Here is a 20,669-nt window from a genome sequence, read left to right as displayed (position 1 = left end):
TTGCGCATGACCTCTGTTGTTTCCTCCACCCGACGCATGGCGCTGCTGCTGGCCGGGTTGGCGATGTTCGGCCCGTTCTCCATCGACACCATCTTCCCGGCGTTCTCGCGGCTCAGCCGCAGCCTGGCGGTGGACCAGGTGGCGATCCAGCAGACCATCAGCGTCTACCTGCTGGCCTACGGGGGCATGAGCCTTGCGCACGGGCCGCTGTCTGACGCCTGGGGCCGCAAGCGGGTGATCCTGGGCGGGTTGGTGCTGTTCATCGCCGGCTCGATCGGCTGTGCGTTGTCTCAGGACCTGCCCACGCTGCTGGCATTCCGCGCGTTGCAGGGCCTGTCCGCAGGCGTGGGCATGATCGTGGGCCGGGCGGTGATCCGCGACCTGTTCCAGGGGCCAGACGCGCAACGGCTGATGAGCCAGGTGTCGATGATCTTCGGCATTGCGCCGGCCATCGCGCCGATCATCGGCGGCTGGATTCTGCTCAGTGGCGCCGGCTGGCCGCTGATCTTCTGGTTCTTGGTCGCGTTCGGGTTGGTGCTGCTGGTGGCCACGCTGATCTGGCTGCCGGAAACCCACCCGGTGGAGGCACGCACCCCGTTGCAGTTCAAACGCCTGCTGCAGGACTACAGACGGATCGGCTTCAATCCGCGGTTCCAGCGGCTGGCTGCGGCCGGGTCGTTCAATTTTGCCGGCATCTTCCTGTACATCGCCTCGGCGCCGGTGCTGCTCATGCAACACCTGCAACTGGGCGAGGGTGACTTCGCCTGGCTGTTCATCCCCACCATCGGCGGCATGACGCTGGGGTCGTTCCTGTCCGGGCGGATGGCCGGGCGCATGCAGCCGGTGCGGCAGATCCGTATCGGCTTCATCTGCTGCGGGGTGGCCGCGCTGGCCAACCTGGGCTACACCCTGGCAGTGGTGCAGATCGCCCTGCCGTGGGCGGTGCTGCCAATCTTCCTGGCCGGGGTGGGCATGGCGTTGATCTTCCCGATCCTGGCGCTGGCGGTACTGGACATGTACCCGCACCAGCGCGGCCTGGCGTCCTCGCTGCAGGCCTTCACCCAGCTGATGACCAATACGCTGGTGGCCGGGGTGCTGTCGCCGCTGCTGAGCGCGCGTCCCCTGCATCTGGCGATCGGCATGACCGGTTTTTTCTTGCTTGGCTGGCTATTCTGGCGTTGGGAGCGCCGCAGCGGCCGCCGTTTGCGCGATCGCCAGACGGCCGACGCCGCGGCGCCGCCGGAACCGGCCACCCACCTTTGACCTGACAGGAGCCTGCATGTCCACCGATTCCAAGTTGCGCCGCGATGCCCGCAAACGCGCCGCCGAGCGCCAGCGCAACCAGGCCGCCGCCAATCCCGCGCCGGTCTCGCCGATCGAGCCGCACGCCGAACTGCGCGACCAGCAACGCACGCTGTTGGCCGGCATCGTCCGCCGTGACGGCGAATGGGTTTTGGGCATGGACGGCCGCATCGCCGGTGAAAGCACCAGTGCCGCGCAGGTGCTGGCGCTCATCATGCGCGCAGCCGAACTGCACGAGCGCCAGGGCACACCGGTACGGCTGACCTATTCGGACGCGTTGAAGGACGCCGCACATGCCGAAGCCCAGGCCGACGGCATGGAGTTCGAGCAGTTCAAGACCCGGCTGAGCGAGCGTTTGCAGGCGGGCAGCAAGCTCAACTGAGCGCTGCCGGCGCGGCGTGTTCCCTGGGAAACGCCGCGCGCGCTGGGGTGTTGCCCGCAGCACCCCGGCGCGCGCGACCGCGTTTCCGACCACGCGACCGACGCGACTTCAGGGGGCAGGTGCCGGGGAGGCTGGCGCGGTGGCGGCCGTTGCGGGCGCCTGCCAGCCGCACAGCTGGCCTTGATTCTGCTGCTTCAGCCAGTCGTTCACGGGCGCGAAATAGTCCAGCATCGGCCCGGCATCGAGGGTGTCACTGCCGGTGAGTTCCTTCAGCGTGGTCTGCCACGGTTGGCTGGAGCCGCGTTGCAACATGGACCAGAATTTCTGCCCGGCGTCCTTGTTGCCGTAGAAGCTGCACTCGTAGAGCGGGCCCTGGTGGCCGGCCGCCTGGCACAGGCCCTTGTAGAACTGGAACTGCAGGATGTGCGCAAGGAAGTACCGCGTGTACGGTGTATTGCCTGGCACATGGTATTTGGCACCGGGGTCGAAGAACTCCTCGCCGCGCGCGCTCACCGGCGCCACGCCCTGGTACTTGGCCTTCAGGTCCCACCAGGCCTGGTTGTAGTGCTCCGGCGTGATCGAGCCATCGAACACCCCCCAGCGCCAGCGGTCGATCATCAGGCCGAACGGCAGGAATGCCACCTTGCTCAAGGCCATGCGCATCTGCGCATTGATGACCGCTTCGCGGCTGGTCTGTTGCTCGCCGACCATGCCGATCGACTGCAGATACTTCGGCGTCATCGCCAGCACGATGGTGTCGCCGATCGCCTCGTGGAAGCCATCGTTGGCGCCGTTCTGGAACAGTGGCGGCAACGGGTTGTAGGCCAGGTCGTAATAAAGGTGGCCGAGCTCGTGGTAGATGGTGGTGAAGTCTTCTTCGGTGGGCCTGATGCACATCTTGGTGCGCACTTCCGCGCCGGTGTTCTGGCCTGGTTCGCCGCCCATGTTCATGTCCCAGGCGCTGGCGTGACAGACCACGTCGCGGTCCAGCGGCTTGATGAACTGCGAACGCTGCCAATAGGTCTCCGGCAGCTTGGGCATGCCCAGCGAGGTGTAGAAGTCCTGCGCACGCTCGGTCATCTGCATGGCGGTGCGCAGCTGTGCCTGGCGCTCGGCGTTGAAGCGTGCGGCGGTACCACCATCGCCACCGGTGTTGCGTGCCAGCAGCGCGCTCAGATTGCCCTGGTACTGTTTTTCCAGGGCGGAGGTGATGTCCAGATCGCCGGCACCGGGGTAGGGCTGCAGCAGATCCCACAGGTTGCTCCAGTCCTGCTGCCACATATTGCCCATTAGGTGCGCCGGCAACAGCCCGCCGGGCAGCTCGCCCTTGTCCTTGCCGTACTGGGTGTCCAACTTGCCACGCGCGTAGCACTGCAGCTGCGTGTACAGCGGTTTGACCTGTTGCCATAACCGGTCGGTTTCGCTGGCCAGTTGCGCCGGCGGCATGTCGTAGCCGCTGCGCCACAGTACCCCGACATCGGCAAACCCCAGTCCGCGTGCGCCCTCGTTGGCCAGCTCGACAAAGCGCTGGTAGTCCTTGCGCATCGGCTGCGCGGTGCCATGCCAGCCCTGCCAGGCATCGAGTTGCTCGTTGTAGTCGCGGCTGCTGGCCAATACCTGTTCCAGCTCGCCGAGTTGGCGGCAGCGGCGCTGCTCGCCCTCGCCCACGCAGTAGCTGCCGGCGCCGTAGTCGCCTTCCATCTTGGCCGCGATGCGGGTGAGTTCGGCCAGTTTGGCCGCATCGCGCGGTGCAGGCAGGGCGCTCATCAGCGTGAGCAATTGCAGGGCACGCGCACTGTCGGCGGACATCGGCGTGCCGGCGTACTGCCTGGATTGTTCGATCCAGCGATCCAGTTGCGCCAGCGAGCGCTCGTTGGCCTTGGCTGCCAGCAATTGCGAATCGCCGTTGATGTAGGTCGACGACAGCCACTGCGCGGCGGTGGTCTCCGGATAGGCGGCCTTGTATTGGGCATTGATGCGCGCAACGAAGGCATCGGCACTTTCGGCAGGCGCGGCCTTGGTCGCGGCCGGTGCGCTTGGCGGCGCCGCATCCCGGCGGCAGGCCGACAGCGACAAGATGCCGGCGGCCACAGCCAGTGCCAGCAACAGCAGACGAGGATTCACGGAGGGTCCTTGCGGTGAAGTCCGGCGAAGGCTAGAGCGCGCCAGGCGTCAGGGCAAGCGGCAGCGCCGCCTCCATCGCTGTAGCGGCGACTCAGCCGGGTGTGGTCAGTGCGCAATCCCGGCATCGGCAGTGGCAGCCCTATTCGGCTGCGCAACGCCGGTCAGGGACTGCCGCTACCCGGGTGTGGCCGATCGGCCCCGGCACCATGGTGGCGGCAGCCTGTTGGCACGCTGGGTCAGCCGGCCTTCGTCATGCATTGCGCGAACACATCGCGCTCGCGTGCGTAGATGCTGGTCTTGACCTGCATCAGACCCAGCACCGAGGGGAACAGCGCGTCCTGGTCGGTGTACTGGCCGGCGCGGTGGCGCAGGCAGGTCTCGTCCAGGCCACGATTGCGGGCGAATTCCGGCGAGAACCACATCACCATCGGGATATGGGTCTGTTCCTTCGGCGCGATGGCGTACGGCACGCCATGCAGGTACAGCCCTTTTTCGCCCAGCGATTCGCCATGGTCGGAGAGATAGATCATGGCGGTGTCGTAGTCGGGCAGGCCACGCAGGGTGTGGATGGCCTGGCTCAGGAAATGATCGGTATAGCTGATGGAATTGTCGTAGGCGTTGACGATGTCCTGGCGGCTGCAACTGCCCAGGTCGGCGGTCTTGCAGACCGGCTTGTAGCGTTCGAATGCGGCCGGGTAGCGTTCGAAGTAGCTGGGGCCATGGCTGCCGAGCTGATGCACCACCACCACCCGATCGCCCGGCTTGGCGCGCACCTGCGCCGCCAGGTCGCTCAACAGGATTTCGTCCATGCAGCGGCCATCGGCGCACAGCCCCGGCGTGGTGGCGTCGTCGAGTTTCTGCAGTTCCAGGCCGTCGCATACGCCCTTGCAACCGGATTGGTTGTCGCGCCACAGGGTCGAAATACCGGCGTGCTCAAGCACATGCAGCAACGACTGGTGGCTGCGGATCTTGTCTTCGTTGTAATCGCGGCGGCCGAACGGCGAGAACATGCAGGGCACCGAAACTTCGGTACTGGTGCCGCAGGAATGCATGTCCGGGAAATTGATGACCCCGGCCTGCGCCAGTTCCGGCGTGGTCTGCCGCGCATAGCCGTTGAGGCCCCAGTTCTGTGCACGCGCGGTTTCGCCCAGCACGACCAGCAACAGGCGCGGCCGGCTGCCGGCCGCGCGCGGGGTGGCCATGGCATCGTGCTCGATCGGCTGCTTGGGGGCATGCTGGATCGGCGAATCGGATTTGAGGTTCTGGCGCAGCGCGACGATGTAGTTGATCGGCGTGGCCAGGTAGCGCACCTCGCGGTGATTGCGCATCAGCGCGGAGATATCCTGGAACGACAGCATGGCACCGCCTGCGCCCACCACGGCCACGGCCAGCAGGAAGCCGGCCCGCCACAGCAATGACTTGCCAACGCTGCGCACGCGCAGGCGGGTGCGCCACAGCAGCACGGTGGGAATCAGGAAGTAGCACAGCAGCGGCAAGACCAGCCCGGGGGTGAGCAGTTCGCGCGATTCCTTGTGGTCGGTATGCAGCACGTTGCGCAGCATGTCTGCGTCCAGATAGACGTTGTAGCTGTCCATGTAGTGCGCCGCCAGCGCCGTCGTGAACAGCAAGAGCGTCAGCAGCGGCTTGGCGTTCCAGCGCCACACCAGCAGACCCAGCAGCAAGGCATGCACGGCGACCAGCAGTGCCAGCAACGACAGGGCAAAGCCCACACTGCCTGGGTGGGTGGCCATTGCCGTGCGCCAGAACAACTGGTTGCAGACCACTGCAAAGAACAAGCTAGACAGCAGGATCAGTGTTTCGGCCGAGACGGTCGGACGAACGCGCCATGTCAGCGCGCGCACGCCGCTGCGCCCGTGCGATTCCGGTGACCAGGTGCTCATGCCGATTCCCCCGATGACAACAGTGCCGCAGACGCCTGGCGCCGACGCGATAGCAGCAGGCAGTACAGCGCAAGCGCGGTCAGCCAGCACACCGCCAGCGACCAAAGATCATGCGACATAAAATGCGCGCCGCGCAGCTGCTGTGCAACGCCGAACACCAGGCCTGCGCCCAGCCCCACCAGCAGGCCCGGCACGCGCCAGGCCGGACGCACGGCGAGCGCGCAGAAATACAACGCGACCCAGGCGTAACCGGCGCTGGCATGCCCGGCGGGAAAGCATCCCGAGGCGGCCAGGCCATGGCGCGGTTCGAACAGGCCAATCAGCGCGCGGGTGCCGCCGTAGCGGCTCAGATCCCAGGGGCAATCCATCGCGGTCCACGACTTGAGCAGCGACACCAGCAAGGTCGACGCTGCCACCGATGCGGCCAGGTAGGCGAGCGGCCAGCGCAAGCCCCGCAGGCGCGGCCGGCACCACGCTGCCACGGCCAGTAGCAGCACGCCGACTCCGGCCGCGGTGCTCAGCCATTTGCCGAGGCGGTGAATCGCGCCGCTGGTGAACCAGTGGTCCTTGAGGATCCACTGCCCACCCTCCATCCGGTACACCAGATCGGCGATCCATTGATCGCCGCCGGCGCCCATCAGCACGGCGCTGGCCAGCAATACGCCCGCCAGCGGTAACCACAGATGCACGGCAAGAAAACGCGTCGGCGCGATGCCGGTGGTGCGGCTGAGGACGGGGACGTAGGCGTGGAGCGTGGTCATGGCAGGAGGTGGCCGGGGCGATGTCGGGCATCTTCGAAACCGGCGTGTCGGAGAGTGGTCGGACCGGCGCTGCGCCGACAACGCGCGTTCAGTCTGTGTCGGCATCCCCGGCGGCGGATTCGGTGTTGGATGCGTCGGTGATGCAACCCGCATGCCACGCGGTGCCCGGCAGCAACTGCCAATGGTTGCGATTGGATTCGCCGATATCGATGCGTTGGGCATGGTCGATGCACGCCGGCACTGCTTCCCTGAGCACGAACAACCGTCGCTTTTCCGGTGCCTGCGCCAGCCACGGCCCGGCCTTGGCCCATTGCTGTTGCCAACTGGCCTTGAAACCGAAGTCGGTGACCGGGCGATCGGCCTGCAGCAGGTTCTGTTCGCGCCAGGCCAGCATGCCCAGTTCGGCGTCCGGGCCAAGACGCTGCGCGACGCGCTGCATCACGCGCGCCGATGAGCTGTATGGGTCCAGTGCCGGCATCAGTCCCAGGCCATGCACCATCCACAGCGCTGCCGTCATGGCCACCACGGCGGTGCCGGCGCGGCGCCCGCGCGACCACGCGATCGCCACCAGACCTGCCGCCCCCAGACCGATCAGCCACACACCCACCGGCCGCAGCGTGGCCAGATCCATCCCCCGCTGCACGGCGCTGCGTTCGGCCCAGTGCAGATGCAAGGCGATGCCGCCGCCCAGCACAAGCCCGGCCAGTGCAAGCAGCAGCACATAGCCGGTCAGCAGCCGACGGATGCCGCGGCGGCGCAATAACCCGGCCAGCAGCGGCGCTGCGGCCACGCACAGCGCCGGCAGTATCGGAAACAGGTAGACCTCGCGCTTGCCCGGGCTGGCAGTGAAGAACAGCAGCACCAGCACGCTCCAGGCAAGCAACAGCACATAGCGCGGATCGCCGCGCCGCAAGCGCCGCCACCACGCCGGCAGCAGCCAGGGCAGCAGCAGGCAGCCCGGCAGCCACAGCGTGGCGATCACCTGCAGGTAGTACCAGGCCGGTTTGACGTGGTGCCAGGCGTGCGCGTAGCGCGTGCCGGTCTGCTTGAACAGCAATTCGTGCGCATAGGCGTGCAGTTGCGGGTCGTCGCTGCGCAACAAGGCGATGCACAACGGTGCCAGCCACACCGCCGTGCCGGCCACGAAGGCCGGCAACACCAGCAACCAGCTGCGTCCGGCGCAGGCGCGCGCCGGCAATACGCACCAGTGCCGGCGCGGCAATGCCATCCACGGCAACAACAGCAGCAAGGGCAGGAATCCGACTCCCTTGGTCACCGTGCCGACGCCGGCCGCGCACAGCCCCACCACCCAGGCACGCCAGTCCGGCCCGCGTAGCAGGTGTCGCAGCATGCCCCATAGCGACAGCGTGGTCAGCGCCACCAGCACCATGTCGATCTGCGCGCGCTTGGCCATCAGGCCGAACTGCAGCACTGCGAACAGGGCCAGTACCGCATGGCAGGCCACGCGCCGGTTCCACAGCAGGCGTGCCAGGTCCCAGGTCAGCCACAGCGTGACCAGCGCAGCCAGCAGCGAGGGCAACAGGAACGCCACCGGCCAGTGCGGTACCAGCTCATAGGTCGCCGCCTGCAGCCACATGAACACCGGAGGTTTTTCTGCGTACAACTCGCTGCCGCGATGCGGCAGCAGCCATTGGCCGCTTTCGACCATGGTGCGCGCCGCCAGTACGAAGCGCGGCTCGTCCGGTGGCGTGGGCTGTCGCATGCCAAGCCCGGCCAGCAGGCTCATCACGATCAGGACCAGCGCGGCGACCAGGGCGCGCCGACGGCGCACGGACACGGAAATGGCAGGCGACACGCGCACGCCTTGTCGAAAAGGGGGGTAGACCATAGCGGTCGGGCAGGTCGGAATTCTGTCGGCGCTTCGGCGCCCGCGCCATTGCCTCGTGCGGCGGGTCGCCGTGCGACCGGGCGTGGTCATGCTCGGTTAGGATGCCAGGACCGCCCTTGCCGGGCTGTCCTGGAACTGCGTGCATGCGGCTGCTGGTGATCGAAGACAACCGCAACATGGTTGCCAACCTGTTCGACTATTTCGAAGCGCGCGGCCACACCCTGGACGCGGCGCCCGACGGCATTACCGGCCTGCATCTGGCCACCACCCAGCATTACGACGTGCTGGTGCTGGACTGGATGATGCCGCGCATGGACGGCCCGGAACTGCTGCGCCGCCTGCGCGAGGAACACCACAGCGCGTTGCCGGTCATCATGTTGACTGCGCGCGACGAGTTGCCCGACAAGATTGCCGGTTTCCGTGCCGGTGCCGACGATTACCTGACCAAGCCGTTCGCGCTGCCCGAACTGGAGGTGCGCATCGACGCCTTGCTGGCGCGTGCGCAGGGGCGGCGCCGCAGCAAAGTGTTGCAGGTGGCCGACCTGCGGCTGGATCTGGATACGCTGGAAGCCACCCGTGCCGGACAGGTGCTGCACCTGTATCCGGCCTGTCGCAAATTGCTGGAAGTCTTGATGCAGGCCAGCCCCGCAGCGGTCACCCGGCAGCGTCTGGAGCAGGCACTGTGGGACGACGACCCGCCCGATGGCGACATGCTGCGCTCGCATATCTACGAACTGCGCCGCAGTGTGGATGGCCCGTTCGCGCAGAAGCTGATCCACACGCTGCCACGCCTGGGCTATCGCCTGGCCGTTTCCGAGCGCAGCGACGGCGGCGATGGAGGTGATGGCGGCGAGCGTGGCGATGGCTAGGCAACCCCCGCTGGGCCGCCGGGTAATGGTGTGGCTGTTCGGTTACACCTTGCTGATGACGCTGGCGGTCTTCGCCACCGCGCAATACCTGCACGAGCGCGCCGAGCACGGGGTCTGGCGCGCGCTGCTCAATTCCGAACTGGACAGCATCCTGGAGCGGAGTGCGCGCAACCGGGCGTACCGCTGGCAAGACTCCGATACCTTGCGGCTCTACCGCGTCGACGGGGCCGAACCGGTGCCGCCGATCCTGCGCACCCTGCATCCGGGCCTGCACGACGAGCTGCAGATCGGCGGACGGCAGAGCGCGGTGATGGTGCGCGATACCCCGCAGGCAGGCCGCCTGGCGCTGGTGCTGGACATCACCGACTTCGAAGCGCTGGAGAAATTCCTCACCCGCTGGATGCTGGCGGCCGGCATTGCGCTGATCGGCATCAGCGTGGTGATGGGCCGCTACGCGATGACCCGCCTGGTGCGACCGCTGGCCGAGCTGGCGCGCGACATCGGCGCATTGCGTCCCGAACGCCGTGCACAGCAGATCACCGTGGGCGTGCAGGGCAGTGCCGAGCTCTACGTCATCGCCGATGCGCTCAACGATTACCTGGAACGCAACCGCCAGTTCGTCGAACGCGAACGCGCCTTCATCGACAGCGCCAGCCACGAGCTGCGCACGCCGATCGCGGTGATCGGCAATGCGGTGGAACTGGCGCTGGAACAACCGGGCACGCCGCCGGCGGTCTGCCACCAGCTCAAGCGCATCGCGCAGACCAGTGCCTCGGTGGAGCAGCTCATCACCCTGCTGCTCGTGCTTGCAAAGGATCCGGGGCGGCTGGTGCGCAGCAGTGATGCCGTGCGGCTGGATCAACTGCTGCCGGAGATCGTCGCCGACCATGCACACCTGTGTGTCGACAAGGATCTGCAGGTGGTCATCGACCCGCTCCCTGCGTGCAGCCTGACCGCCCCGGTGGCCATCGTGCAGACCGCCATCGGCAACCTGCTGCGCAACGCGATCGAGAACAGCGATCGTGGCGTCATTCGCGTCGGGCTGTCCGCACCCGGCGTGGTGCGCATCGCCGATCCCGGGCATGGCATGACGCCGGAGGAGATCAGCGCCATCTACGCGCGCCTGGCGCGCGGCGATGCACGCCAGGGCAATGGCATCGGCCTGGAGCTGATCGGTCGGCTGTGCGCGCACCTGGGTTGGCACCTGCAACTCGAATCCGATACAGGTCAGGGCACCGTGGCCACGCTGGACCTGTCCGGTGCGGCTGCGGTAGGCGAATCGAGAACGAGGTAAGCATCGCGGTTCCCACTCGCCGTCCGCGCCCCTTTGGCGGCCGCTAACGGCACGCGTCCGGTCACCGCTCCAGGGCAGGCAGCAAACCACGTGCATCCAGCCAGCTGCGCGCGTTTTCCGCATCCTGTTCGAACCAGGCGCGGGTGGAGCCCAGACGGTAGGTGTACCCCCAGGCATCCATGTCGGCCATCAGGCGCGCGCTGCCCACGCCGGGCAATTGCGCGGCCAGCAGGATCTGCAGATAACAGGTGGCATCTTCCTCATCCACCGAGTCAGTGGCATCGGTATGCACGGCGGCGCGCTGGTCGGCCGGCAGTACGATCAGATGCCCGGCCTCGTGCAGCAGGGAGTGCACCGGCGTGTCGTCGCGCACGTAGACATCGCAACCGATGATGCCGGCCTCCGGTTCACCCCAGAAGCTGCCCGGGATCGGCGCACCGGCGGCCACCCGATGCAGGCGCAGCCCGTAGCGGGCCAGCAGGGCGGCTGGTGCATCCAGGCCGATATCGGCCACGCGCAGCACGCTGGGCGTGTTGGAGTCGGTATCAGGATCAGGGATCACGCGCAGTGGCTCATGGTCAGGTACGCGGCTGGCGCGCAGTGGGCAGAAACCAAAACGGCACCGTGCTGCCACGGTACCGTCGGGAGGATGACGTGGCTATTGCCATACAGCGCGCCCTCGGATGCAGACGGCGCGCCGGCATCCATGGCCGCGCTTACTTGTCGCCGTCTTCCGGCAGCGCGACCGAAATATCCAGCACGTCGTGTTCGCCATCCTTGACCAGATCCACGCGCACCGCATCGGCATCGATGTTGACGTACTTCTTGATGACTTCCAGCAATTCGCGCTGCATCAACGGCAGGTAATCCGGCCCGCCGCGGTGGTTGCGCTCCTGCGCAATGATGATCTGCAGGCGGTTCTTGGCCGTCTCGGCGGTGTTTTTCTTGCTCTTGAGAAAATCGAGCAGGCCCATGCTTAGCCTCCGAACAGCTTGCTGAAGAAGCCTTTCTTCTCCACGGATATGAATCGCATCGGGCGCTCCTCGCCCATGATGCGGGCGACTGCGTCGTCATACGCCTGGCCGGCCGGGGATTCGGCATCCAGGATCACCGGCTCGCCCTTGTTGGAGGCGTTGAGCACGTCGCCGGATTCGGGAATCACGCCGATGGCCTTCAGGCCCAGTACTTCTTCCACGTCGGTGATGCTGAGCATTTCACCGCCTTCCACGCGGCCCGGGCTGTAGCGGGTCAACAGCAGGAAGGCCGGCACGTTCTGCCCTTCCTCGGCCTTGCGGGTCTTGGAATCGAGCAGGCCGATGATGCGGTCGGAGTCGCGCACCGAAGACACTTCCGGGTTCACCACCACCACCGCGCGGTCGGCGAAATACATCGCCAGGAACGCGCCTTTTTCGATGCCGGCCGGCGAATCGCAAACGATGTAGTCGAAGCCGTCGGCGGCCAGGTCCTTGAGTACCTTCTCCACGCCTTCCTGGGTCAGCGCGTCCTTGTCGCGGGTCTGCGAGGCAGCCAGCACGTACAGGTTGTCGAAGCGCTTGTCCTTGATGAGCGACTGCTTGAGCGTGGCTTCGCCGTGCACGACATTGACGAAGTCGTACACCACGCGCCGCTCGCAGCCCATGATGAGGTCAAGGTTGCGCAGGCCGACGTCGAAGTCGATGACGGCGACCTTCTTGCCGCGCCGCGCCAGCCCGCAGGCCAGGCTCGCGCTGGTGGTGGTCTTGCCGACGCCGCCCTTGCCGGAGGTGACTACAATGATTTCAGCCAAAGGATTTCTCCGAGTATTTCTGTGGTTGGGCCGCGTCAATCAAGCGCAGCGATCTTGATCTGATCCTGCTCCAGCCAGACCTGGACGGCCTTGCCACGCAGGTCCATGGGAACATCGTCCAGCACCTTGTAGTGGCCAGCGATGGCCACCAGTTCGGCGTGGAAGTCGCGGCAGAAGATGCGCGCGTCCGGGTTGCCCTGCGCGCCGGCCAGAGCGCGGCCACGCAGGGTACCGTAGATATGGATGCTGCCGTCGGCGATGACTTCCGCCCCGGCACCCACCGTATTGAGTACGGTCAGGTCGCAGTGTTCCGCATACAGCTGCTGGCCCGAGCGCACGGCCGTGCGTTGCATGCGGCCAGGCGCGGGGCGCGCAGCCGGGGGCGGCGGCTCGACACGGGCGGGCGGTGGCGGGGGGGGCGGGCTTGTCGCCGCCGCTTCGTACTGGGCGCGGAACTTGGCCAGCAATGGCAGGCCGAGCTGTTGCGACAGCAGGTCGATCTCGCTGGTGCCGTAGGCCAGCGCCACCGGCAGCACGCCGGCATCGCGCAGGCCGTCCAGCAGCGCCTTGGCCGTGGCCAGGTCCGGCACCTGCGACAGCCCGCCGAAATCCAGGATCACCGCTGCGCGCCCGAACAGCTTGGGCGCGCGGGTCACGCGCTCACGCATCTCCTGCACCAGTCGCGGCACATCCAGGGTACGCACGCGCAGGTTGGCGATGCCCACCTGGCCGATCTTCAGTTCGCCGGCCTGTTCGAAGTCCACCGTTACGCTGGCCACGCTCAGGCCCCCGTCGCTGGGTTGGCGGTGGCCAGGCGTGGCCGACCCACCCACGGCAATTCTTCGGGCAGGTTGCCGCCATAGGTCTCCTTGACCCATGGATAGCTGCACATGTCCTTCATCAGCATGCTGGCGCGCACGTCCACGTCGGGCATGGTGTTCTGGCCCACCTCGCGAAAACCGAAGCTGCCATGGAACAGCAGTGCCGCATCGGCGCCGTGGTCCAGGAATACCTCGCAGGCCAGCTGCGGGTAGCGCAGCTCGGTGTAGCTCTGCACATCGGCGTAGAACGCCCGGCCGACGCCACCGCCGCGACGGCGGCTGGCCACCACGATGCGGTCGATATAGAAGAATTCCGGATGACGGTCCCGGAACCAGGCGAAGTTGCTGCTGTCATGGGCACTGCCGCTGCCAAACCCGACCAGGAACCCGGCCAGATTGCCGTCGCGCTCGGCGACGCGGAAGTACTCGGCCTGCGTATAGAAGCGTTGCAGCCTGGTTGAATCCAGCGGCAGGATCGCCAGTCCGGCATTGTTGTTCAGGGCCAGGACGGAATCGAGCTCGTGCTCACGCACGTCGCGGATGACGATCGACATTAGGTCTCCGTGGGGTAACGCGTTCGATCCGAAATCGGATCTGCACCGGATTATTGCATGCGTGGCCTGAGGCGGCGACCTGGACGGTGTCACCGGCCCGGCGCAGGACCCGCACCGGGCATCGCCCAGCCGGCCGGGGATGCCGATGGGCGAGCCTGCAGACATGACTTCCGGCAGCAGGGCAGCGGCACCGCTTGGGCTTAAGATGCAGGCATGTTGGGATACCTCAGTCATACGCGCGTCCTGCGCTTCGCCGGCCTGTTCACCTGGGCGATGATCGCCATGCCCCTGGTGTTCATCTATTGGGCGCCCGCCGATGAAGCCGACCACCGCAGCCTGTTCGAGGCGGTGACCATGTCGGCGTTCTTCGTCTGCTTCGGGGTCGGCTACTTCTGGGTGACGCGCGGGCTCAGCAGTGGCGGCCACGCGCACTGGTACGACCGGCTGATCCTGCTATTGCTCACGGTCTGTGCGCTGGCGGTCAGCTACCTCACCAGGACCGGGCTGGGCAGCATTCTGATGATGGTGACCGCCGGGGTGATCCCCTGGCTGCTGCCGCTGCGCGTGGGCGTGGTGTGGCTGGTACTGAGCCAGTTGGCGGTGTTGCCGGTCTACCATCTGTTGCTCGGGTTCCCGGTCTCCGGCGCGCTGATGCAGTCGCTGCTGTACGGCGGCTTCTCGATGTTCATTTTCGTGACCAGCCTGGTCGCGCGGCAGCAGACCGAGGCCCGCGAGGAGCAGCGCCGCCTCAATGCCGAACTGCGCGCCACCCGTGCGCTACTGGCCGAAAGTGCCCGCGTCAACGAGCGCACGCGCATCTCGCGCGAGCTGCACGACCTGCTCGGCCACCACCTGACCGCACTCAGCCTCAATCTGGAAGTGGCCGGCCACATCACCGAAGGCCAGGCCCAGGAGCATGTGCGCCAGGCCCACACCCTGGCCCGGCTGTTGCTCACCGACGTGCGCGAGGCCGTCAGCCAGCTGCGCGACAGCGGCGCGATCGACCTGGAGGCGGCACTGCGCCCGCTGGTCACCCAGGTGCCCTCGCTGGATATCCACCTGGATATTTCCCAGCCGCTGACCCTGGACGACCCCGAGCGTGCGCACGTGCTGCTGCGCTGCACGCAGGAAATCATCACCAATGCAGTGCGCCATGCCGCCGCCCGCAACCTGTGGATCCAGGTGCGCCGCGACGGCGACTGCGTGCTGGTGGATGCGCGCGACGACGGCCGCGGCGCCGAAACGGTGTCGCCGGGCAATGGGTTGCGCGGCATGCGCGAGCGGCTCACCCAGTATGGTGGCAAGGTGGAGATCCAAACCCGGCGGGGTGGCGGCTTCGGCCTGCGTATCTCGGTTCCAGGCGCGCCGGCACTGATGCCTGCGGCCATCCTTCAAGGAGTGTTCTAGATGATCCGTGTCTGCCTGGTCGACGACCAAACCCTGGTGCGCCAGGGGATCCGCTCGCTGCTGGCGCTGGACGGCGGCATCGAGGTGGTGGCCGAGGCCGCCGATGGCAAGCAGGCGGTGGAGCAGATTCCGCAGATCCAGCCCGACGTGGTGCTGATGGACATGCGCATGCCGGTGATGTCCGGGCTGGAGGCATTGCAGATGCTCTCGCACAACGGCACGCTGCCGCCAACCATCATCCTGACCACCTTCGACGACGACCAGCTGGTGCTGGCCGGTCTCAAGGCCGGTGCCAAGGGCTACCTGCTCAAGGATGTCTCGCTGGAGCAATTGGTCGGTGCCATCCGCACCGTGGCCGATGGCGGTTCGCTGGTGCAGCCGGCGGTGACCCAGCGCCTGTTGTCCGGCCTGGAGCACATGCACAATGAATTCGTCAGCCTGGACCGGCCCGATCCGCTCACCGACCGCGAAACCGAGATCCTGCGGCTGATGGCCAGCGGCTTTTCCAACAAGGAAATCGCCAATTCGCTGGGCGTGGCCGAGGGCACCATCAAGAATCACGTCTCCAATATTTTGTCCAAGCTGGGCGTACGCGACCGCACCCGCGCGGTGCTAAAGGCGTTCGAGCTGCAGTTGGTGTGAAGGCAGGATGTCCCGCCCTGCGCAGCCTGTGCCGAAGCGGCCGTCTGCCGGCATGGCCGCATCACGCGCACGCCGCGCACGCCGCGCGCGGTGTGCATGATGGCGTCGCTACATCGCCTCAAACCCCTGTGCAGGCTCGGAAAACGGCGTTCGCCGGCACCATCGCGCGCGCCGGATGACACCGCAAGACCGCGCTACCCGTCGCACAACTGAACATCTTTGCCGAAGCCTGCTAGGATGGTGGCTTCGCTTCACTCAACCCGGCCGTGGGATCGGCCCCGGAGACCTCCTGAATGACCCGTATTATCGAGTTCCTGATCGCCTTGGGGATCGTGGCTGGCTTGTTTGTCGTGGTGGGCTTGGTGTTGCCCTCGGAGCGGCAGATGTCCGAGAGTGTTGAGACCAACCGCAGAATGACGATTGTTTACGACACCGTGAACAGCTTCCGTCGGTTCAAGGATTGGAACCCGCTCGTGCTGCGCGACCCGAAGATCCAGCTGAAGCTGGCCGGCCCGGAAGAGGGCAAGGGTGCACGCGTCGAGTACAGCTCCACCGAGGGCTACATCGGCAACGGCAGCTGGGAAATCAAAAACACCGTCAAGAACGAGCGTGTCGAGATCGCGATCGAAGATCCCACCAAGGGCTACGACAAGGTCACCAACTTTACGTTGGCACCGACCGGCAAGAACAACCGCAACGTCAAGATCACCCAGGACTACAGCGTCAAGTACGGCTGGAACCTGTTCGGTCGCTACGCTGGCTTGTATGTCAGTCGCCATGTTGGCGACGACCTGAAGCTGGGCCTGGCGCGTCTGGCCACGGCGCTGGCCACGGTGCCGAACTTCGACTACCGCGCGGAACTGGACGGCAAGCCCGTGCTGAGCGATCTGAAGGTCGTCGACGTGCCGGCCGAGGACCTGTTGGTCGTCACTGCGGGCAACATCGATCGTGACAACGAGACGATCAAGAAGTCGATCAAGGACAACCAGGAGTGGATCAAGCGCGTGATGGACGCCAATGGCCTGGAAGCTGTCGGGCCTGTGCGTATCGTCACCACCGACTTCGCCACCGACAAGTACGCGTTCGACGTTGTGCAGCCGGTTCGCAAGCGTGCCGGTGGCGCGCCGAAGGCCGATGCCAAGACCGACACCGCCAAGACGGATGCCAAGAAGGATGATGCTGCGGCTGCCGCTCCGGTCGATGCGACCCCGGTCGCTGCCACCGGCGAGGAGCTCAAGCTCACCATCCCGTCCGAGGCACCGGTGAAGTACCAGCGCACTCCGGCACACCGTTCGGCGTTTGCGACCTACGCAGGGCATATGGCCGGCCTGGATGCCGTACGTAACTCGCTGCGTGCCTGGGCCGCCACCAGCGGCATGGACGTGACCGAGCGCCCGTACGAAGCCTGGAAGGGTGGCGTGGACAAGTCCTTCACCCAGGACGGTACCTACGATGTCTACTGGGCCATCAAGTAATCGTCCCACCGCGATGACCTGATCCAGACCAAAGCGCGCCGCAGTCCTGCGGCGCGCTTTTTTTTGCGCTACGGCGCTGCCAGGGAAGTTGCCTGCATGTCCTTGCTCGATCGTCGTAAAAAACACCCCTCGCTGCTGGCGTTCTGCGGCGGCCTGCTTGCCGCGATTTCGGTCGGGTTGTCGGCTTACGCCGCGCATGGCGTGGCCGATGCGCTGCTGCAGTCGCGGCTGCAGCTGGCGTCGCTGTACGCGTTTGGCCATGGCGCGGTGCTGACCGTACTGGGCGCCACCGAAACGCGTGTCCTCGGGCGGGTGGGGCTGTATCTGCTGTTGCTGGGGACGTTGCTGTTCGCCGGTAGCCTGGTCGGTGGCGCCTTGCTGCACTGGCCGACCAGCCTGGCTCCGGTGGGCGGCGTGAGCCTGATGTTGGGCTGGGTGGTGCTGGCCATCGGCGCCTTGAGGCGTTGAGATGCCGCGTCACGCCCGCGGGTTCGAGGTAGAGGCCGCCTTCGCCCATCTGGCCCGGCGCGATCGCGCGCTGGGTGCATGGATGAAGCGGATCGGCCCCATCGCGCCCCAGCCGGGCTGGGGCAAACCATTCGACCCCGTGGATGCGTTGGCGCGCGCGATCCTGTTCCAGCAGCTCAGCGGCAAGGCGGCGTCCACCATCGTGGCGCGGGTGGAACTGGCGGTTGACTCAAGCCGGCTGCATGCCGACACGCTTGCGCGCGTGGACGATGCCGCGCTGCGCGCCTGCGGTGTGTCCGGCAACAAGGCATTGGCGCTGCGCGACCTGGCGCAGCGTGAGCTCGCCGGTGAGATTCCTTCGCTGCGCAGATTGGCCTTCATGCCCGATGAAGCCATTATCGAAGCGCTGGTGCCGGTCCGCGGCATCGGCCGCTGGACGGTGGAGATGATGCTGATGTTCCGCCTGGGCCGCCCGGACCTGCTGCCCATTGATGACCTGGGCGTGCGCAAGGGGGCCCAACGCGTGGACAAGCACGAACAGATGCCCACGCCAAAGGAACTTGCCGAGCGCGGACAACGCTGGGGGCCGTACCGCACCTACGCCGCGTTCTACCTGTGGAAGATCGCCGACTTCAGCATGGCTGCCAAGGTGCCGACGCCGCGTTCGCAGGAGTGAGCAGATGCCGCATGCGCGGCGTGGCGACGCCTCAAGCGGCGTGCCAGCGCCAATGCCACGGCTCGTAGACGATGCCGTGTGGGTTGTGGCGTGGGTAGCTCAGGCGATAGCCAAAATGCGGCGCATGGTCGCTCAGCCAGGCAAAGGCGGCCGTGGCCTCGAACGATTCCTCCGCCGGCGCCTGGCCCGGGGTGCCGATATCCAGCGCGTCGCCACCGTGGTGTTCGCTGAAACCAGGCGCGGCATTGACGGCCAGGATCTGGTCCAGGGCAAGCCCGCGCGCGAACTTGCGTTCGAAGATGCCCAATTGGTAATCGTGGCTGCGATAGCCGGAGATCGCATCGAGCACGATGTTCGCGCGCAACGCTGCGGCGCGCATCAGGTGCCACGCACGCACCGCGCCGCTGCTGAGCCATAGCGGCCGCCCGAAGCGATCGCGCCCGGCATGGTGCAATGTCGCCGGCTCGGCGATCAGCTGCAGGCCGGTGCGTTGCACATAGTCATCTGCATCCAGCCCGAGTTGTCCCAGGCGGCGTTGCAAGCCCTCGATGGCCAGCGTCGTGCCGTGCGGCGATTGCGCGCGGTCAGAGGCGGCCTGCAGCCGGTCCAGCGCCTCGTCCAGCCCCGGTTCGCGTGGCAGCCGCGGAATCAGCGGCATGAGGCCGTGCGGCAATTGTGCCGCCAGATACCGCCCATCGCGCTTGCGCCGCAGCACCCAGTTGGCCTGCGCCAGGACGCGTGCGTCGGCATTGCTGCGCGCGCGCAGCAGGGCGGCGGGCAGCAGTTCGATGGCGGTGGTGTTGAGCAGCAGGGTCTGGGTCGGGCGCATCGCAACAGGGTAGGGCTAGGCGTGGGGTTCGGCCAACTTGCGTAGATCCTCGGGTAACTGGTGTGGCTGCCCTGGACTGAGAGCGGCCGACAGACCTTCGCACGCAGACATCAGGTCAACGGTTCCTGGTCATCGCGCGGCTTCGGCAGCCGCCCGGCCTTGCGCAGCGCATCGCGCAGCAGGTATTCGATCTGCGCATTGAGGCTGCGCAACTCGTCGTCGGCCCAGCGTTGCGCGGCGGCCAGCACCTCGGCATTGATGCGCAGCGGATAGGCCTTCTTTTCGCTCATTGGCCGCCACTGCGGTTGCCGTGGCGGCGCAGGTGTATGACCATCGACACAATTAGCGTATTGACGCCGATAATCATGCCGATCACCACCGCATAGATGCCGGCGCGGTTGTCGCCTGCCCAATACAGGCACGCGGCGCCAACCAGGATCACCAGGCTGATCAACGCCCAGCGCAGGCCCAGACCACGCGCGCGGTCGTCGTCATTCGCTCCGATTGAGGCGGCGATCGCCAGCGCGGGCAAGCCCGACAGCGCAACCACCAGCGGCACCATGATATTCATTGCATCACCTCAATACAGCGAGCCGGCGTTGACCACCGGCTGGGTCCCGCGATCAGAACACAGCACGTTGAGCAGGTTGCTGACCATGTGCGCCTTGCGCTCTTCGTCCAACTGCACCACGCCGTTCTTCTGCAGCTCGGCCAGCGCCATTTCGACCATGCCGACCGCGCCCGCCACGATGCGGGTACGTGCAGCGATCACCGCGTTGGCCTGCTGGCGCTGCAGCATGGCCTGGGCAATTTCCGGTGCATAGGCCAGGTGGCTGATGCGCGCCTCGATCACATCCACTCCGGCTTGAGTGAGCCGTTCGTCCAGATGCCGCTTGAGCTGTTCGCTGATTTCGGCGGGGTGGCTACGCAGCGAAATCTGGCCGTCTTCGTGTTGGTCGTATGGGTAGCTGGTGGCCATCGCGCGCAATGCGGCTTCCGACTGGATATGCACGAAGCTTTCGTAGTCGTCCACGTTGTACACGGCCTCGGAGGCATCCAGTACCTGCCACACGATCACCGCAGCGATCTCGATCGGGCTGCCGTCCAGTTCATTGACCTTGAGCCGTCCGCTTTCGAAATTGCGCACGCGCTGGCTGACCCGGCGCTTGGCGTAGAAGGGGCTGTTCCAGCGCACACCTTGGTCCTTGACCGTGCCGACGTACTTGCCAAACAGGCTCAGGACGGCCGCCTGGTTCGGCTCCAGCGTGTACAGGCCGACCAGAACGAACACGTTGCCGGCAGCGATCAAAATGGCTGGCAGCATGGACAGGATCGGCAGGTGGCCCATGCCTGCGGCGATCAGTGCCGTGGCGGCCAGCAACAGGACGACGACACTGATAGCGATCACCGGAATGCCGGGAAAAGAACCGAGCGACTTCTCTTTCATGGTTGGGCGTCTTTGTGGTTTGAAGTTAAGATATCAAAGTGATATCAGATCTGAAGGATTCTCCGACCGGCGGTCGTGCCGT

General features: G+C 66.3%; 22 protein-coding genes. 9 read left to right on the top strand and 13 right to left on the bottom strand.

The window, feature by feature from the left end; all coding sequences use genetic code 11:
• Positions 1–6: 6 nt before the first annotated feature.
• Positions 7–1,263, top strand: coding sequence for a multidrug effflux MFS transporter (locus XcuCFBP2542_RS03335; RefSeq protein WP_104602196.1), 1,257 nt, complete (start codon positions 7–9; stop codon positions 1,261–1,263).
• A 16-nt stretch (positions 1,264–1,279) separates the two neighbouring features.
• On the top strand, positions 1,280–1,684 hold the full coding sequence (locus XcuCFBP2542_RS03330) for a hypothetical protein (protein WP_104602195.1): 405 nt from the start codon (positions 1,280–1,282) through the stop codon (positions 1,682–1,684).
• Between the two features lie 108 nt (positions 1,685–1,792).
• Here XcuCFBP2542_RS03330 and XcuCFBP2542_RS03325 read toward each other — a convergent pair whose 3' ends face one another.
• From XcuCFBP2542_RS03325 to XcuCFBP2542_RS03310, 4 genes are all read right to left on the bottom strand, one after another.
• Entirely contained in the window at positions 1,793–3,808 is a 2,016-nt protein-coding gene (locus tag XcuCFBP2542_RS03325; protein WP_104602194.1) for a M2 family metallopeptidase, read from the bottom strand.
• Between the two features lie 236 nt (positions 3,809–4,044).
• Positions 4,045–5,709: a phosphoethanolamine transferase gene (locus tag XcuCFBP2542_RS03320; protein ID WP_104602193.1), complete on the bottom strand. Its 1,665-nt coding sequence runs from the start codon at positions 5,707–5,709 to the stop codon at positions 4,045–4,047.
• Positions 5,706–6,470, bottom strand: coding sequence for a phosphatase PAP2 family protein (locus XcuCFBP2542_RS03315; RefSeq protein WP_104602192.1), 765 nt, complete (start codon positions 6,468–6,470; stop codon positions 5,706–5,708). The genes XcuCFBP2542_RS03320 and XcuCFBP2542_RS03315 overlap by 4 nt, the downstream gene beginning before the upstream one ends.
• An 88-nt stretch (positions 6,471–6,558) precedes the next feature.
• Positions 6,559–8,292, bottom strand: a complete 1,734-nt coding sequence (locus tag XcuCFBP2542_RS03310) for an ArnT family glycosyltransferase (RefSeq protein WP_104602191.1) — start codon at positions 8,290–8,292, stop codon at positions 6,559–6,561.
• Positions 8,293–8,462: 170 nt separating this feature from the next.
• On the opposite strand from XcuCFBP2542_RS03310, the gene XcuCFBP2542_RS03305 reads away from it, so the two are divergent.
• On the top strand, positions 8,463–9,188 hold the full coding sequence (locus XcuCFBP2542_RS03305) for a response regulator transcription factor (RefSeq protein WP_104602190.1): 726 nt from the start codon (positions 8,463–8,465) through the stop codon (positions 9,186–9,188).
• Entirely contained in the window at positions 9,181–10,482 is a 1,302-nt protein-coding gene (locus XcuCFBP2542_RS03300; RefSeq protein WP_425477977.1) for a sensor histidine kinase, read from the top strand. Before XcuCFBP2542_RS03305 ends, XcuCFBP2542_RS03300 begins: the two co-directional genes overlap by 8 nt.
• Positions 10,483–10,543: 61 nt before the next feature.
• On the opposite strand, the gene XcuCFBP2542_RS03295 is transcribed toward XcuCFBP2542_RS03300, so the two are convergent.
• The 5 genes from XcuCFBP2542_RS03295 to XcuCFBP2542_RS03275 all read right to left on the bottom strand — a co-directional run bounded on the left by XcuCFBP2542_RS03295 (position 10,544) and on the right by XcuCFBP2542_RS03275 (position 13,643).
• Entirely contained in the window at positions 10,544–11,044 is a 501-nt protein-coding gene (locus tag XcuCFBP2542_RS03295; protein ID WP_104602188.1) for a hypothetical protein, read from the bottom strand.
• Between the two features lie 154 nt (positions 11,045–11,198).
• On the bottom strand, positions 11,199–11,456 hold the full coding sequence (gene minE / locus XcuCFBP2542_RS03290) for a cell division topological specificity factor MinE (protein ID WP_003484370.1): 258 nt from the start codon (positions 11,454–11,456) through the stop codon (positions 11,199–11,201).
• A 2-nt stretch (positions 11,457–11,458) separates the two neighbouring features.
• Positions 11,459–12,268, bottom strand: coding sequence for a septum site-determining protein MinD (gene minD / locus XcuCFBP2542_RS03285; RefSeq protein ID WP_104602187.1), 810 nt, complete (start codon positions 12,266–12,268; stop codon positions 11,459–11,461).
• Positions 12,269–12,303: 35 nt separating this feature from the next.
• Positions 12,304–13,047: a septum site-determining protein MinC gene (gene minC, locus XcuCFBP2542_RS03280; RefSeq protein WP_104602186.1), complete on the bottom strand. Its 744-nt coding sequence runs from the start codon at positions 13,045–13,047 to the stop codon at positions 12,304–12,306.
• Positions 13,048–13,049: 2 nt separating this feature from the next.
• Entirely contained in the window at positions 13,050–13,643 is a 594-nt protein-coding gene (locus XcuCFBP2542_RS03275) for a GNAT family N-acetyltransferase (RefSeq protein WP_104602185.1), read from the bottom strand.
• 213 nt (positions 13,644–13,856) lie between these two features.
• On the opposite strand from XcuCFBP2542_RS03275, the gene XcuCFBP2542_RS03270 reads away from it, so the two are divergent.
• The 5 genes from XcuCFBP2542_RS03270 to XcuCFBP2542_RS03250 all read left to right on the top strand — a co-directional run bounded on the left by XcuCFBP2542_RS03270 (position 13,857) and on the right by XcuCFBP2542_RS03250 (position 18,311).
• Positions 13,857–15,050 carry a sensor histidine kinase gene (locus tag XcuCFBP2542_RS03270; RefSeq protein ID WP_104602184.1) on the top strand — a complete coding sequence of 398 codons (1,194 nt, stop codon included), beginning with the start codon at positions 13,857–13,859 and terminating at the stop codon, positions 15,048–15,050.
• Positions 15,051–15,692, top strand: coding sequence for a response regulator (locus XcuCFBP2542_RS03265; RefSeq protein WP_104602183.1), 642 nt, complete (start codon positions 15,051–15,053; stop codon positions 15,690–15,692).
• Between the two features lie 293 nt (positions 15,693–15,985).
• Positions 15,986–17,167, top strand: a complete 1,182-nt coding sequence (locus XcuCFBP2542_RS03260; RefSeq protein ID WP_104602182.1) for a polyketide cyclase — start codon at positions 15,986–15,988, stop codon at positions 17,165–17,167.
• A 96-nt stretch (positions 17,168–17,263) separates the two neighbouring features.
• Positions 17,264–17,635: a DUF423 domain-containing protein gene (locus XcuCFBP2542_RS03255; protein WP_170066939.1), complete on the top strand. Its 372-nt coding sequence runs from the start codon at positions 17,264–17,266 to the stop codon at positions 17,633–17,635.
• 1 nt (position 17,636) lies between these two features.
• Positions 17,637–18,311 (top strand): DNA-3-methyladenine glycosylase family protein, encoded by a 675-nt coding sequence (locus XcuCFBP2542_RS03250; RefSeq protein WP_104602180.1) that lies wholly within the window; start codon positions 17,637–17,639, stop codon positions 18,309–18,311.
• A 31-nt stretch (positions 18,312–18,342) separates the two neighbouring features.
• Here XcuCFBP2542_RS03250 and XcuCFBP2542_RS03245 read toward each other — a convergent pair whose 3' ends face one another.
• From XcuCFBP2542_RS03245 to XcuCFBP2542_RS03230, 4 genes are all read right to left on the bottom strand, one after another.
• Positions 18,343–19,140: a M15 family metallopeptidase gene (locus XcuCFBP2542_RS03245; RefSeq protein WP_104602179.1), complete on the bottom strand. Its 798-nt coding sequence runs from the start codon at positions 19,138–19,140 to the stop codon at positions 18,343–18,345.
• Positions 19,141–19,250: 110 nt separating this feature from the next.
• Positions 19,251–19,430: a type II toxin-antitoxin system antitoxin gene (locus XcuCFBP2542_RS03240; protein ID WP_104602178.1), complete on the bottom strand. Its 180-nt coding sequence runs from the start codon at positions 19,428–19,430 to the stop codon at positions 19,251–19,253.
• Positions 19,427–19,711 (bottom strand): hypothetical protein, encoded by a 285-nt coding sequence (locus XcuCFBP2542_RS03235; protein WP_104602177.1) that lies wholly within the window; start codon positions 19,709–19,711, stop codon positions 19,427–19,429. Before XcuCFBP2542_RS03235 ends, XcuCFBP2542_RS03240 begins: the two co-directional genes overlap by 4 nt.
• A 9-nt stretch (positions 19,712–19,720) precedes the next feature.
• Entirely contained in the window at positions 19,721–20,587 is an 867-nt protein-coding gene (locus XcuCFBP2542_RS03230) for an SPFH domain-containing protein (RefSeq protein WP_104602176.1), read from the bottom strand.
• Positions 20,588–20,669 lie beyond the last annotated feature (82 nt).

Source organism: Xanthomonas cucurbitae, assembly GCF_002939885.1.
Taxonomy (GTDB): domain Bacteria; phylum Pseudomonadota; class Gammaproteobacteria; order Xanthomonadales; family Xanthomonadaceae; genus Xanthomonas; species Xanthomonas cucurbitae.
The sequence above is the reverse complement of the archived record's forward strand: the minus strand, read 5'-3'. Positions and strand labels throughout refer to the sequence as shown.